We start from the raw sequence: 12,601 nt of genomic DNA, 5'->3' as shown, positions 1-12,601 counted from the left end.
GACATCGATACCCGTGGCGGGTTACGGTCAGCGGTTCTGCGGGGCGCGGGTGCGGTGCTCGACCGGGCCGCGGGCGCGCAGTCGCAGGCGCGTGGGGCGCGTCGGGGAGGAGTGGTGCCGGGGGTGGGCGGGGATGCCGGGCTTGTGTTCGGCGGGCACGGGGCCGGGCCGCCCCGTGATCATCAACGGGTCGAAGATCACCACGATGCCGGCCAGGACCAGGAGGGCGAGCGGGCCGAGCATCATGGGCGCGAGCAGGGCGGCTGCGGATTCTCCCGCGGTGGGATCGGCCGTCCCGTGGACGTGGATCTCCAGGGCGGCCATGCCGGTGTAGTGCATGCCGGTGACCGCGAGGCCCATGACGAGGCTCGCGCCCACGCTCCACAGGAAACCCCTGGTCTGCGCGGCCGCCCACAGGGCGGCGGTCGCGGCGGCCATGGCGATGGCGACGGACGCGGCGACGGTGGGGGTGTCGTACGCCAGCTGTCCGTCGAGGCTCATGCTGGCCATGCCCAGGTAGTGCATGGAGGCGATGCCGAGACCGGTGATGGTGCCGCCGGTGAACAGGGCCGTTCCGGTGGCACCCCGGTAGCCGACGATGAAGATCCCGACCCCCACCATGACGACGGCCACGGCGAGGCTGGCGAACGTCATCACACGGTCGTAGTGGATCGGCGTGCTCTCGATCGTGAAACCCATCATCGCGATGAAGTGCATCGTCCATATGCCGGATCCGATGGCCGCCGAGCCCAGGGCGAGCCAGCCGGGGCGCCACGACCCGGCGACGACGAGCGGCCGGGTGGCGCATCTGAGCCCCAGGGCGCCACCGAGGCAGGCCATGAGGAAGGCCACCACCGGTGTGACCAGACCGTAACTGAATCCGTCGACTGTGCTCTGCATGCGCGGCTGCCCTTCCCGCCCTTTGCGTCCCGGAATTCCCGGTTGTGAACCCCCTCCCAGGACCGCGTCGGCGGTCAGGGTTGACGCAGAGAGTATGACCTCACCGGAATGGTTGAACGACCATCGGGCAAAGAAACACGTCCTTGCCTCACTTGTGCGGCATCAGTGTGCGCAGTTGGGCAAGCCTGTTCAATCTGCGGTCACCCTGCGCCCACCCTCGGTCGACTCTCTGCTGTCACAGTTGAGCTGTCCGTGATACCTCGACGCAGGACGGTGATCCGACCGCCCCGACGTCACCCGCCCGCCCGGCGGTGATCCGCCTGCCCGACGACGACCCGACCGCTCGACGCGAGGAGTACGCATGCACACGCGCACCGTTGTCGCCTCGGCCACCGCACTTCTGGGAACCGCCTCCCTCCTGCTTCCCCTCTCCCCCGCGCACGGCGCCGACAGGGGCGCGCTCCCCCTGGTCGTCGCCCACCGGGGCGCCTCCGGGTACGCACCTGAAAACACTCTCGCCGCCGTCGACAAGGCGGCCGGGCTCGGTGTCGACTGGGTGGAGAACGACGTCCAGCGCACCAGGGACGGCGAACTCGTCGTCCTGCACGACGACAGCCTGGCGCGCACCACGGACGTCGAGGAGGTCTTCCCCGGCCGGTCGCCCTGGAAGGTGAAGGACTTCACCGCGGCGGAGATCGCCCGGCTCGACGCGGGCAGCTGGTTCGGTCCCGCCTTCGCGGGCACGCGCGTGCCGACGCTGGAGCAGTTCCTCCGAAGGGTCGAGCGGCACGGCCGGAAGCTGCTCCTGGAGATCAAGAACCCCAAGCTGTACCCCGGCATCGAGGGCGAGACCCTGAAGGTCCTGAGCAACGAGGGGTGGCTCGACCGCGCGCATCTGGAGAACCGGCTGGTCGTGCAGAGCTTCAGCGCGGACAGCGTGCGGACCGTGCACGAGCTGAAGCCCGGGGTGAGGACCGGCCTCCTCGGTGCGCCTCCCGTGAAGGACCTGCCCGCGTACGCGGACTTCGCCGACCAGATCAACCCCCCGCACGCCTCCCTGTCCGTCGGCTACGTCGCCGCCGTCCAGGGCTTCGAGGGACCGCACGGCAAGCCTCTGGAGGTCCTCACCTGGACGGTGGACGAGGCGGCCGCGGCCCGGCGGGTCGCCGGGTTCGGTGTCGACGGGATCATCAGCAACAAGCCGGACGTGGTGCGGGACGCGGTGGGCGGCTGATCCCTCCTCGCCCCTTCCCGGGGGTTGTCGGTGACGGGTCGTACGGTGGGGTGCATGGACAGCCACGGACAGTACGGGCAGCGGGTCGTGTGGGCCGTCGTCGGCACCGGCATCGGTCCTCTGCTGCTGGCCGCGACCCGTGAGGGCCTGGTCGGTGTCGTGTTCCACGCCACCGACGAGGTCCGCGACAGCGCGCTGGAGCGGCTGGCGTCCCGGCTCGGCGGCGAGCCCGCCGAGGAGCCCGGTTCTTTGCTGCTCACCGAGGCGGTACGCCAGCTCGAGGCGTACTTCGCGGGTGAGCGGCGCGCTTTCGACCTGCCCCTGGACTGGTCGCTGGTCTCCGGCTTCAACCGGGAGGTCCTGCGCGAGCTGGCCTCCGGCGTGCCGTACGGCACGGTCGTGGGGTACGGCGACCTGGCCGGCCGGGTCGGCCGGCCGGAAGGCGCCCAGGCGGTCGGCGCGGCGATGGGCGCGAACCCCCTGCCGGTGGTCGTGCCCTGTCACCGGGTCGTGGAGAGCGACGGCGGCCTCGGCGGGTTCGGGGGCGGACTGGAGACCAAGCGCCGGCTGCTCGCCCTGGAGGGCGTGCTGCCGGAGCCCTTGTTCTGAGGGGCGGCCCGGTCGCGCGGGTCAGCCGTAGTACCGCGCTTCGAACACGTTTCCGTCGGGGTCGCGGAAGTAGAAACTGCTCCTGGCGAACCCGCGTGCGCCGAAGGAGTCGTGCGAGAGGTCCGTCATGGGTACGGACTGTTCCCCGAGGCGGCTGCGGAGGGCGTCGAAGTCGTCCGCGGGCAGGGACAGACAGACGTGGTTGACGGGGTGGCCGGAGGCTTCCGCGGCGCCGGGCAGCATCGTCATGCGTTCCGCCATGGCGAGCGGCATGAGGTCGAGGACGGTCTCCTCGTTGACCCGTACCGAGGGGAAGGGCGCCTCGCCCGCGGAGAAGTCGGCGAGTCTGACCGCTTCCAGGCCGAGCGCCTTCTCGTAGAAGCCGGCGGCCGCGATCGGGTCGCGCACCCAGAGGACGACGTGGTCGAGACGTGCCGTGTTCCCGGTCGGGGGTTTCCCGGTCGTGGGTTTCTGCGTCATGGGTTCCAGGCTCCACGAGGTCCGTGGTGGCCCGCAAGGTGTTTGACCGGCCCCCCGGCCCGCCAGGGATGAGGGAGGGGCTGCAGACGGGAGACGGCGCGTGAGCCTTACGGTGTCCGAAGAGGTACGGGAGGCGATCGCCGCCGGCCGGCCGGTGGTGGCCCTGGAGTCCACGATCATCGCGCACGGGCTGCCCCGGCCGCGCAATCTCCGGGTGGCGCGGGAGCTGGAGGCGGTGGTGCGGCAGGAGGGCGCCGTGCCCGCCACGGTCGCCGTGCTGGACGGACGGCCCCGGGTCGGCCTGGACAAGGATCAGTTGGAGCGGATCGCCCATGAGGACGGCATCCGCAAGCTCGGCCATCGCGACCTGCCGCTCGCGGTGGCGTCCGGGGCGAACGGTGCCACCACGGTGTCGGCCACCGCCCTGCTGGCCGCGCTCGCGGGCGTACGGGTGTTCGCGACCGGCGGGCTCGGTGGCGTGCACCGTGAGTGGACGGTGACCCAGGACGAGTCGGCCGACCTCGGGCTGCTGGCGCGGACCAGGATCACCGTGGTGTGCGCGGGCGTGAAGTCGATCCTGGACGTACCGGCGACGCTGCAGCGGCTGGAGACCCTGGGGGTCGCGGTCGCCGGGTACGGGACGGACCGCTTTCCCGGCTTCTACCTGTCGGACTCCGGGCACCCCGTGGACTGGCGGCTGGACGCGCCGGAGCAGGTGGCGGAGGTGATGCGGGCACAGGACGCCCTGGGCGGGCCCGAGTCGGCGCTGATCGTCGCCAACCCCGTTCCCGAGGGGGAGCAGTTGGACCCCGGGCTGCACGCACGGGTGCTCGACGAGGCGTTGCGCGCGTGCGAGGAGGAGGGCGTCGACGGTCAGGCGGTCACTCCGTTCCTGCTCGACCACCTGGTACGGCACACCGGCGGCGCGTCCCTCACCGCCAACCTGGCGGCGGCGAGGGGCAACGTACGGCTGGCGGCCCGCATCGCGACGGCCTGGACCGGGGCGTGAGGCGACGTGACGGCGGCGGTCCCGGGTGACGGGGGCGGTGTTGCCGGGGCGGCCCGTGCGGCGGCGACCGGCGCCCGCTCCGGCACGGGTGCGGGTGCTCCGTCCGGTGCGCTGCTGGTCGTCGGGGACGTCGTCACCGACGTGGTCGCCCGGCACCGGGGGCCGCTCGCCCCGGGTACGGACACCGCGGCGGCGATCCGGACGGTGCCCGGCGGTGCGGGAGCCAATGTGGCCTGCTGGGCGGCGTACTGGGGCGACGCGGAGGTGCGGCTGCTCGGACGGGTGGGCGAGGACGCGGCGGCGTGGCACACCCGGGAGCTGGCCGCCTGCGGGGTGGGTCCCCTGCTGGTGGTCGATCCGCGGGCGCCGACCGGGACCGTGATCTGCCTGGTCGACCAGGACGCGGCGGCCGAGCGGACCTTCCTCGCCGACAGCGGCGCCTCGCTGCGGCTCGAACCCGCTGACTGGTCGGACGCGTTGCTGGACGGGGTGGCACGGCTGCATCTGTCGGGCTATCTGCTGTTCGGCGAACCGGGCCGGGCGTTCGTGGCGGTGGCCCTGAGGGCGGCACGTGCGCGCGCAGTGCCGGTGAGCGTGGATCCGGCGTCGGCCGGTTTCCTGGCGCGGCTGGGTGCCGACCGGTTCCTGTCCCTGGTCGAGGGGGTGGACATCCTGCTGCCCAGCCGGGACGAGGCGTGCCTGCTCACGGGGTTGCCCGGGGCGGCGGAGGCGGCGGCGCGGCTGAGCCGGCGGGTTCCGCTGGTCGTGTCCAAGCAGGGGGCCGAGGGTGCGCTGCTGGCCCGGGCCGGCCGGGTGTGCGCCCGTGTTCCCGCCGTAGCGGCGACGCCCCTGGACAGCACGGGCGCCGGCGACGCCTTCACGGGCGCGTTCCTCACCGCCCTCATGGCGGGCGCCGACCCGGAACATGCGGCGGCCGGGGGATGCAGGGCGGGTGCGCTGGCCGTGCGTCAGGTGGGAGGCCGCCCGCCGCCACCGGTCTGACGGCCCCGTCCGCCGCCCGCCGTCCGCCGGACCGTGGTTTCAGGGCGTGCGTCCCGGGCCGGGTTCATCGGGGCCGTCGCCGGGTGTCACCGGGTCCGGAGGGGCGCGGCGACGGCGGGAGGGAGGGAGGGAGGTCGGTGCCCTGAGCCGCGCCGGCGGTACGGCTACGGCCGCGCCCCACCGCAGGGCACGACAGCAGGACACGGCACGGCGCAACGGCGCGTGCCACGGCGCGCGTTCAGCCGGACGGGGTCCTGGAGTAGACGTACTCCGCCCAGGTGGCGATCTGGTCGTCCGTCAGGTGCCGGGCGAGATCGGCCTCACTGATCATGCCGACCAGACGCTTGTCCTCGATGACGGGGAGCCGGCGGATGCGGTGCGTCTGCATCTCCTGGAGGACCTCGCCGACGTCGGCGTCCGCCGGGATCCAGCGCGGTGTGCCCTTGGCCATCTCCCCCGCGGTGACCCCGGCCGGGTCGTGGCCCATGGCGACGCAGCCGACGACGATGTCGCGGTCGGTGAGGATGCCGCACAGGCGCTCGTTCTCGTCGCTGATGGGCAGCGCGCCGACGTTCAGCTCGCGCATCAGCTGGGCGGCGCGGTCGAGCGTCTCGTGGGCGGGGATCCACTGGGCGCCGCGGTGCATGATGTCTCCGGCTGTGGTCATGGGGTACCTCCCGGTGCCGGACGGCCGGCGCGGCACGGGGCGCACCGCGAGTACCGGCGCCCTTCATTGTCGTCGTGTCACCGGGGCCCCGCACCTTCGCCCGAGCGTCTCAGCCGTGCCACGCCGGGTGGCGGGGGTCGTCTGCGCGTACCAGGACGTCGGCGGTGCCGGCCGGGTCGGCCTCCCGCTCGTAGCGCTCGAAGGCGGGCAGGGTCCAGTGCCCGTCCCCGGGGGTGCGGCGGCGCAGGGCGCCCGGGGAGAGCGAGACGTGGACGCCTAGGTCGAAGGGGAACCAGTGCCTCAGGAGGAGCGGGCCGTGCAGCAGCAGTACGCCGCCGGGCGGGAGCGGGACGTAGGGGCTGCGGGTGGCGCGGTCGGTGACCGGGTCCCACAGATCGGGCAGCACCCGTCCGTTCCCGCCGGGTTCGAGAGGCCCGAACACCTCGCGCCGGAGGGCACCGGTGTCGTACCAGCCGTCGTAGTACGACTCCACGTCCTGGTGGCCGTACTCCAGCCGGACCGAGGCGGGGCGCAGGAAACCCTCCGCTCTCACGACGACGGACGGACGTCCGCGGACGCGCAGGGCCTCGGCGACCCGTTCGGCGAGGTCCCCGGGGCGGGCGGCCGGGGCGCCGTCGAAGGCGACGCGCGGCCGGGTGCCGCCGTCGGCCGTCCTCAGCGTCGCCACACGCTCGGCGAGGAGGTCGCCGAGCCGGTCCCAGGTGATCGCTTCGAATCGCACACCGCCATGATGCGCCGGCCGGCTGGACGCCCGCGCATGGCCCCGCGACGCCCGGCCATGGGCACCGCGCCCGGGTCGGGCTTCACTGGTGGTGACGGTGGCCGCCGGGAGGGTTCCCGGCCGGGGACGGGTGGGAGCTGACGACGTGGTGGATGGACCGTACTTCGTACTGACGGTGCTGGGCGTGCTCGGGACCGGGCTGGTGGCGGGGGCCTTCTGCGCCTTCTCGACGTTCGTGATGAGAGGGCTCGCGGCGCTGCCGCCCGCACGGGGTGTGGCGGCGATGCAGTCGGTGAACACGGCCGCGGTGCGGGCGCCCTTCATGCTGGTGTTCCTCGGCTCGGCGCTGCTGTGCGCGGCGATCGCCGTGGTGGCCCTGGTGACGCGGCCGGACGAGGGCGCGGCCTGGCTGCTGGCCGGCAGCGCGCTGTATCTGTTCGGCGGGTTCGGGGTCACCGCGGTCGCCCACGTGCCGCGCAACAACACGCTGGCCGGGCTCGATCCCGGCTCCACGGAGGCCGCCGCCCGCTGGACCGCGTACGTGCGGGGGTGGACACGGTGGAACCATGTGCGCACGGTCGCCTCGGCGGGTGCCGCGGTGGCGTACGTACTGGCTCTCACCTGACGGTACGGACGTACGGAGGGCACGGAAGGAAAACACCGTCGGCGGGCCTGCGCGCGGGCATGAGCAGTCGTATCGTGGCCGGGAGGACGCCGGGCTCCGGAGAGCGCCGGGCCCACGGCACCGGGTCCGGAGCGCGGGTCCGCGGAGACGGGAGACGCCGGGGGAGAAAACCGCCCCGGCCCCAGGTGTGCGTGCCGTCCGGCCGCGAACGGCACGGCACTCGCACACGCAGGGAAGAACGCGCACGCAAGGAAGACGGCTGCCATGGCCGATCCCAAGGGGTTCCTGACCACGCCGCGCCAGGACTGGCCGCGCAGGCCCGTCGGGGAACGGGTCCGGGACTGGAACGAGATCCACGTCCCCGGCGCGCTGCTGCCCATCGTCGGTGCGCAGGCCGACCGCTGCATGGACTGCGGGATCCCCTTCTGCCACGACGCCTGCCCGCTGGGCAACCTGATCCCCGACTGGAACGACCTGGTCGCGCGCGACGACTGGTGGGCCGCGGCGGAGCGGCTGCACGCGACCAACAACTTCCCCGAGTTCACCGGCAGGCTGTGCCCGGCGCCCTGCGAGGCGGGATGTGTGCTCGCCATCAACCAGCCCGCCGTGACCATCAAGAACGTCGAGTGCGCCATAGCCGACCGGGCCTGGGAGGAGGGCTTCGCCGGGCCGGCCCCGCCGGACCGGCTCTCCGGCCGGACGGTCGCCGTGATCGGCTCGGGTCCCACCGGACTGGCCGCGGCCCAGCAGCTGACCCGGGCGGGCCACACGGTGGCCGTGTACGAGCGGGACGACCGGATCGGCGGGCTGATGCGGTACGGCATCCCCGAGTTCAAGATGGAGAAGCGTCACCTGGAGCGGCGCATCGGACAGATGCGGGCCGAGGGGACGAAGTTCCGTACGTCCACGACGGTCGGGCGCGATGTCGACGCCGTCGGGCTGCGGGCACGTTACGACGCCGTGGTGATCGCCACCGGGGCGACCGCGTGGCGCGACCTGGCGGTCCCCGGAAGGGAACTGAGCGGCGTTCACCAGGCCATGGAATATCTGCCGCTGGCCAACCGGGTGTGCGAAGGGGACCTGGAGGCCTCCCCGCTGTCCGCCGCGGGCCGGGACGTCGTCATCGTCGGGGGCGGTGACACGGGCTCCGACTGCCTGGGCACGGCCGTGCGGGAGGGGGCCGCGTCCGTGACGCAGCTGGACATCTACGACCGGCCGGGCGACGAGCGCGACGAGGTCACCGAGCCCTGGCCGACGTACCCGAAGCTGTACCGGCTGTCCGCCTCGCACGAGGAGGCCGGTGCGCTGCGGACGGCGCCGGAGGCGGCCGAGGACTCGGACGCACGGCTGTTCGCGGCGTCCACGCTGCGCCTCACCGGCGACGCGGACGGGCGGGTGCGGGCGTTGCACCTGGTCGAGGTGGACGCGGAGCGCCGTCCCCGGCCGGGCACCGAGCGGGTGCTGCCCGCCGGCCTCGTCCTCCTCGCGCTCGGCTTCTTCGGCCCCGACCGGGGGGACGGGCTCGTCGCCGGGCTCGGTCTGGAGCTGGAGCCGCGCGGCACGATCGCGCGCGACGCCGGCTTCGCCACGAACGTGCCGGGCGTGTTCGCGGCCGGGGACGCCGCACGCGGCCAGTCGCTGATCGTGTGGGCGATCGCCGAGGGCCGGGCGGTGGCGGCGGCCGTCGACCGTCACCTGACCGACGGCACCACCCGGCTCCCGGCCCCCATCGGCCCGTACGACCGCCCGATGAGGGCGTGACGCGCACCGACGGGAAACGCCCGCCGGTGCCCTCGGAGTCCTCGCCCCGCCCGGACCTACACCTTGCGCCCGACCGCCCCGTACCCCGGGATCACCCCGTCGTCCTGGCCGGGGACGGGCTCGCCCAGTTCGGGGTGCCACAGCTGGGGCACCTGGACGCCGGGGTCGACCAGCTCGAGGCCGTCGAAGAGGCGGGTGAACTCCTCGCGGGAGCGCAGGGACAGGTTGACACCCGCGGCCTTGAGCTTCTCGGTGGCTGCCTTCGACTCCTCGGGGGTGAAGTCGGACGTCGCGTGGGAGATCACGAGGTGGCTGCCGGAGGGCAGGTCGGCGAGCAGCCGGCCGACCAGCTCGTGGGCGCCGTCCTCGTCCGAGATGAAGTGCAGCAGCGCGATGAGGGAGACCGCGACCGGCCGGTCGAAGTCGAGGATCTTCCGCGCGCCCTCCAGGATGCTCTCCGGTTCCCGCACATCGGCCTGGAGGTACTCGGTCACCCCCTCGTCGGTGCCGCGCAGCAGCGCGCCGGCGTGGGCCAGCACGATCGGGTCGTTGTCGCAGTAGACGACGCGCGCGTCGGGTGCGACCTCCTGGGCGATCTGGTGGAGGTTGGGCTCGGTGGGGATGCCGGTGCCGATGTCGAGGAACTGGCGTACGCCCTGGCCGACGAGCCAGCGCGTGGCGCGCTGCATGAAGGCGCGGTTCACCCGTGCCATCACGGGCACCCTCGGGTCGAGGGCGAGCATCTGCCGGCCCATGGCCTCGTCGACGGGGTAGTTGTCCTTGCCTCCGAGGTACCAGTCGTACATCCGCGCGGTGTGCGGCTTGCTCGTGTCGATCTCGACGGGGTGCTGCTGCCCGGTCATGACGAACTCCGTAAGTGTCTGCAACTGTTAGTGATCAATTTCAGTGCCAAGCAGTGGGGTGAGCGGAGCGGGGGAAGGGGGCCGGAGGGGGGAACAAGCAACGTGGGGTGGACGTCGGCAAGCAACGGTAGAGCGGTCGGCGAAGGTCAGGACAGCAGGAAATCCGCCTCTCCCGCTTTGGCTCCTTCGATGAAGGCCGTCATCTCGGCCGAGGTGTAGATGAGCGCCGGTCCGTCCGGGTCGGTGGACTGCCGGACGGCGATCCGGCCGTCGTCGAGCTTCATCGCCTCCAGGCAGTTGCCGCCGTTGCCACCGCTCCACGGCTTGTGCCAGCCCTCGCTGCCCAGCTCCCGCGCGGGCATGCCGTTGTAGATCATCTCGGTGCGGACCCGCGGTGGGGGCACCGGCAGGGGGGACAAGGACAGGGACAGGGGTTTGACGTGATTCATTCACAGCTCCTTGCGGAGATCCCTGAGGATCGCCTTCGTACGATGCGCTGTGGCGGCCTGCGCCGCCATGCGGTCCATGACCTCGAGGTGGGTCGCCACCTCGGAGCGCGCGTCCAGGTAGACGGCGCCGGTCAGGTACTCGCTGTAGACCATGTCCGGCAGTTCGGGCATGGCGAACCGGAACAGCACGAACGGCCCGTACGTGCCGGGGTGCGGCCCGCTGGCGAACGGGGCGACCTGCAGCGTGACGTTGGGCAGCTTCGTGGCCTCGATGAGTCTGTCGATCTGGGCACGCATCACCTCCGGGCCGCCGACCGGGCGGCGCAGCGCCGTCTCGTCCATCACGACCCACAGCCGGGGTGCGTCGTCACGGGTGAGCAGATCCTGCCGTTGCATGCGCAGGGCGGCGTGGCCCTCGATGTCCTCGGGCCTGGTCTGCCCGATGGCACCCGAGCGCAGCACGCCACGCGCATAGTCCTCGGTCTGCAGCAGTCCGGGGACGAAGTGGGGCTCGTAGCTGCGGATGAGCGTAGCCGCGCCCTCCAGGCTCACGTACATCGAGAACCAGCCGGGCAGGATCTCGTGGAAGCGCTGCCACCAGCCGGGCCGGTTGGCGTCCTCCGCCAGCTGTACGAAGGCGTCGGCCTCCTCGTCGGAGACCCCGTAGGCCTTCAGCAGGAGCTGGAGGTACGGGATCTTGAGCGCGACCTCGGCCATCTCCATGCGCCGGACCGTGGCGGGGGCGACGCGCAGGACGCGTGCGGCCTCCTCGCGCTTGAGGCCGGCGCTTTCCCGCAGATCCAGCAGTCGCCGGCCGAGGACGACCTGGCCGACCGTTGGCGCGGACCGCGGTTCACTCACGCTCCACCTCCCCGAAAAGGTTTCCTGACGTTCCTGGCGTTGCCGACACCGACAGCGCCGACGGCACCGACAGCCCTCACAGCTCTGCGGCGCCAATCCGAGAACCGTTCGAAGATTCGCTCAAGCCCCTTGACTCGAACACTTCTTCGATGACCTCAACTGGCGCCGCGCGGAGTGCTGTTGCGAGCAGTGTGCCACGGCCGTCCAGACCGTCACACAGCACTCTGGATTTTTCAGAGTGACACTTGCCAAGTGTGCACGACGGGGCGATAGTGGCAAGCGTGATTCCGTCCGTGCCCTTAGGAACAGACGCCGCTGCGCGCCCCTTCGGTCCCGGCCCCGCCCAGGGAGCCGCCGACCCCGCAGGGGCTGCCGCCCAGCGCCGTTTCCGCTTCGAACTGGCCGCCCATCCGGGTTCTCCCGCGCAGGCCAGACGCCTGACGAGGGCCCGGCTGACCGGCTGGTCGGTCTGCGAGGACACCTGTGACACAGCGGCTCTGGTCGTCTCCGAACTCGTCACCAACGCCATCGTGCACACGGCGAGCAGCCACATAGTCTGCGAGCTGCACGACGGCGACGAACTGGTGCGCATAGCCGTGCGCGACGAAGGCTGCGCGCCCGGCCGGCCCCGTGCGAACACCCGGCAGCAGCCGGAGGAGGAGCACGGGAGGGGACTGCTTCTCGTCGACGCCATGTGTCACGCCTGGGGCGCCCACGAGCACGGTCCCGGCCTGCTGGTCTGGGCCGAGCTGCCCCGCAAGGCCGACACGCCGCGCCCGCCCGACGGACCGCACAACGACCTCGGCTGGGGCGAGCGCCCCAAGCCGGGACCGGCCGACGGCCGGGACGACGTCGAGGAGCCCGAGCAGCGGCACCGCCCCACAGCGGCTCCGACGGTCCCGCGCACGCCTCCTCGTCAGCACACGGCCCCGCGCCGGTACCGCCGGGACGGGGGGTGGGTGTGACGGGCTCTCGGACCCTGAGCCTGAACACGCTGGTCCGGCTCCGGCGCGGGCTGCGCACCGCACCCGCACCGCCCCGGCGCCTGCCCGTCCCCGACGGGATGACGGCGCCGATGGGCTGCGACGCGGTGGCGGTGCCGGCCCGTTTCGGGCCGCTGGTCATGCCCCGGCTGCCACGGGTGGGGTGCGTGTACGCCGATGAGGCGCACTGGTGGTGGCTGGTTCCGTCCGATTCGGACTACGCGCTGGAGTGGCCCGCCCCCGCGCGGTACGACACGGGAGCCGTCGTACCGGACGCCCCGGACCTCCCCGGTCTGATCCACCGCCCGGACGGGACGCTTCCGTACACTCCGCCGATACCGCTCTACCTGGCGGTGTGCCGCCTGACGGACACGACCCCGAGCTGGTCCCGCCCGGTCACCGCATAGGGCCCCCGG

Annotated in this window: 15 protein-coding genes; 8 read left to right on the top strand and 7 right to left on the bottom strand. The window is 72.7% G+C overall.

Annotation, left to right across the window (positions count from 1 at the left end):
• Window positions 1–27: 27 nt before the first annotated feature.
• Complete coding sequence (locus tag TU30_RS07505) at window positions 28–900, bottom strand: MHYT domain-containing protein (protein ID WP_042166173.1); 873 nt, start codon at window positions 898–900, stop codon at window positions 28–30.
• Between the two features lie 361 nt (window positions 901–1,261).
• On the opposite strand from TU30_RS07505, the gene TU30_RS07500 reads away from it, so the two are divergent.
• Window positions 1,262–2,134 carry a glycerophosphodiester phosphodiesterase family protein gene (locus TU30_RS07500; RefSeq protein WP_042166170.1) on the top strand — a complete coding sequence of 291 codons (873 nt, stop codon included), beginning with the start codon at window positions 1,262–1,264 and terminating at the stop codon, window positions 2,132–2,134.
• Between the two features lie 54 nt (window positions 2,135–2,188).
• Window positions 2,189–2,743, top strand: a complete 555-nt coding sequence (locus tag TU30_RS07495) for a methylated-DNA--[protein]-cysteine S-methyltransferase (protein ID WP_042166168.1) — start codon at window positions 2,189–2,191, stop codon at window positions 2,741–2,743.
• Between the two features lie 21 nt (window positions 2,744–2,764).
• Here the strand turns inward: TU30_RS07495 and TU30_RS07490 are convergent, their stop codons facing one another.
• The gene (locus TU30_RS07490) at window positions 2,765–3,223 is read right to left on the bottom strand and encodes a VOC family protein (protein ID WP_042166166.1); all 459 of its coding nucleotides are present in this window, start codon (window positions 3,221–3,223) and stop codon (window positions 2,765–2,767) included.
• A 100-nt stretch (window positions 3,224–3,323) separates the two neighbouring features.
• Between TU30_RS07490 and TU30_RS07485 the strand changes: the two genes are divergently transcribed.
• Complete coding sequence (locus TU30_RS07485) at window positions 3,324–4,232, top strand: pseudouridine-5'-phosphate glycosidase (RefSeq protein ID WP_042166164.1); 909 nt, start codon at window positions 3,324–3,326, stop codon at window positions 4,230–4,232.
• Between the two features lie 111 nt (window positions 4,233–4,343).
• Window positions 4,344–5,234 carry a carbohydrate kinase family protein gene (locus TU30_RS07480; protein ID WP_042166616.1) on the top strand — a complete coding sequence of 297 codons (891 nt, stop codon included), beginning with the start codon at window positions 4,344–4,346 and terminating at the stop codon, window positions 5,232–5,234.
• A gap of 238 nt (window positions 5,235–5,472) precedes the next feature.
• On the opposite strand, the gene TU30_RS07475 is transcribed toward TU30_RS07480, so the two are convergent.
• Together TU30_RS07475 and TU30_RS07470 are read right to left on the bottom strand one after the other, a co-directional pair.
• Window positions 5,473–5,901 carry a CBS domain-containing protein gene (locus tag TU30_RS07475; protein WP_042166163.1) on the bottom strand — a complete coding sequence of 143 codons (429 nt, stop codon included), beginning with the start codon at window positions 5,899–5,901 and terminating at the stop codon, window positions 5,473–5,475.
• A 109-nt stretch (window positions 5,902–6,010) separates the two neighbouring features.
• Window positions 6,011–6,643 (bottom strand): uridine kinase, encoded by a 633-nt coding sequence (locus TU30_RS07470; RefSeq protein ID WP_042166160.1) that lies wholly within the window; start codon window positions 6,641–6,643, stop codon window positions 6,011–6,013.
• A 145-nt stretch (window positions 6,644–6,788) separates the two neighbouring features.
• Here TU30_RS07470 and TU30_RS07465 point away from each other — a divergent pair, with 145 nt between their 5' ends.
• Both TU30_RS07465 and TU30_RS07460 read left to right on the top strand, forming a co-directional pair.
• Window positions 6,789–7,268: a DUF1772 domain-containing protein gene (locus TU30_RS07465; protein WP_042166156.1), complete on the top strand. Its 480-nt coding sequence runs from the start codon at window positions 6,789–6,791 to the stop codon at window positions 7,266–7,268.
• Window positions 7,269–7,532: 264 nt separating this feature from the next.
• The gene (locus tag TU30_RS07460) at window positions 7,533–9,029 is read left to right on the top strand and encodes a glutamate synthase subunit beta (protein ID WP_042166153.1); all 1,497 of its coding nucleotides are present in this window, start codon (window positions 7,533–7,535) and stop codon (window positions 9,027–9,029) included.
• A gap of 56 nt (window positions 9,030–9,085) precedes the next feature.
• Here TU30_RS07460 and TU30_RS07455 read toward each other — a convergent pair whose 3' ends face one another.
• The 3 genes from TU30_RS07455 to TU30_RS07445 form a co-directional block, all read right to left on the bottom strand.
• On the bottom strand, window positions 9,086–9,892 hold the full coding sequence (locus TU30_RS07455) for an SAM-dependent methyltransferase (RefSeq protein WP_042166150.1): 807 nt from the start codon (window positions 9,890–9,892) through the stop codon (window positions 9,086–9,088).
• Between the two features lie 146 nt (window positions 9,893–10,038).
• Window positions 10,039–10,341 carry a DUF397 domain-containing protein gene (locus TU30_RS07450; protein ID WP_042166148.1) on the bottom strand — a complete coding sequence of 101 codons (303 nt, stop codon included), beginning with the start codon at window positions 10,339–10,341 and terminating at the stop codon, window positions 10,039–10,041.
• Window positions 10,342–11,202, bottom strand: a complete 861-nt coding sequence (locus TU30_RS07445) for a helix-turn-helix transcriptional regulator (protein WP_042166145.1) — start codon at window positions 11,200–11,202, stop codon at window positions 10,342–10,344.
• A gap of 245 nt (window positions 11,203–11,447) precedes the next feature.
• On the opposite strand from TU30_RS07445, the gene TU30_RS07440 reads away from it, so the two are divergent.
• Both TU30_RS07440 and TU30_RS07435 read left to right on the top strand, forming a co-directional pair.
• Window positions 11,448–12,167 (top strand): ATP-binding protein, encoded by a 720-nt coding sequence (locus TU30_RS07440; RefSeq protein WP_042166143.1) that lies wholly within the window; start codon window positions 11,448–11,450, stop codon window positions 12,165–12,167.
• On the top strand, window positions 12,164–12,592 hold the full coding sequence (locus TU30_RS07435) for a hypothetical protein (RefSeq protein ID WP_370626575.1): 429 nt from the start codon (window positions 12,164–12,166) through the stop codon (window positions 12,590–12,592). The genes TU30_RS07440 and TU30_RS07435 overlap by 4 nt, the downstream gene beginning before the upstream one ends.
• Window positions 12,593–12,601 lie beyond the last annotated feature (9 nt).

It is taken from the genome of Streptomyces sp. NBRC 110035 (assembly GCF_000829695.1).
GTDB lineage: Bacteria > Actinomycetota > Actinomycetes > Streptomycetales > Streptomycetaceae > Streptomyces.
The sequence above is the reverse complement of the archived record's forward strand: the minus strand, read 5'-3'. Positions and strand labels throughout refer to the sequence as shown.

Bases quoted from the DNA above. Each gene is read 5' to 3' on its own strand.
- TU30_RS07505 (WP_042166173.1), bottom strand. From the start codon at position 900: ATGCAGAGCACAGTCGACGGATTCAGTTACGGTCTGGTCACACCGGTG.
- TU30_RS07500 (WP_042166170.1), top strand. From the start codon at position 1,262: ATGCACACGCGCACCGTTGTCGCCTCGGCCACCGCACTTCTGGGAACC.
- TU30_RS07495 (WP_042166168.1), top strand. From the start codon at position 2,189: ATGGACAGCCACGGACAGTACGGGCAGCGGGTCGTGTGGGCCGTCGTC.
- TU30_RS07490 (WP_042166166.1), bottom strand. From the start codon at position 3,223: ATGACGCAGAAACCCACGACCGGGAAACCCCCGACCGGGAACACGGCA.
- TU30_RS07475 (WP_042166163.1), bottom strand. From the start codon at position 5,901: ATGACCACAGCCGGAGACATCATGCACCGCGGCGCCCAGTGGATCCCC.
- TU30_RS07460 (WP_042166153.1), top strand. From the start codon at position 7,533: ATGGCCGATCCCAAGGGGTTCCTGACCACGCCGCGCCAGGACTGGCCG.
- TU30_RS07455 (WP_042166150.1), bottom strand. From the start codon at position 9,892: ATGACCGGGCAGCAGCACCCCGTCGAGATCGACACGAGCAAGCCGCAC.
- TU30_RS07450 (WP_042166148.1), bottom strand. From the start codon at position 10,341: ATGAATCACGTCAAACCCCTGTCCCTGTCCTTGTCCCCCCTGCCGGTG.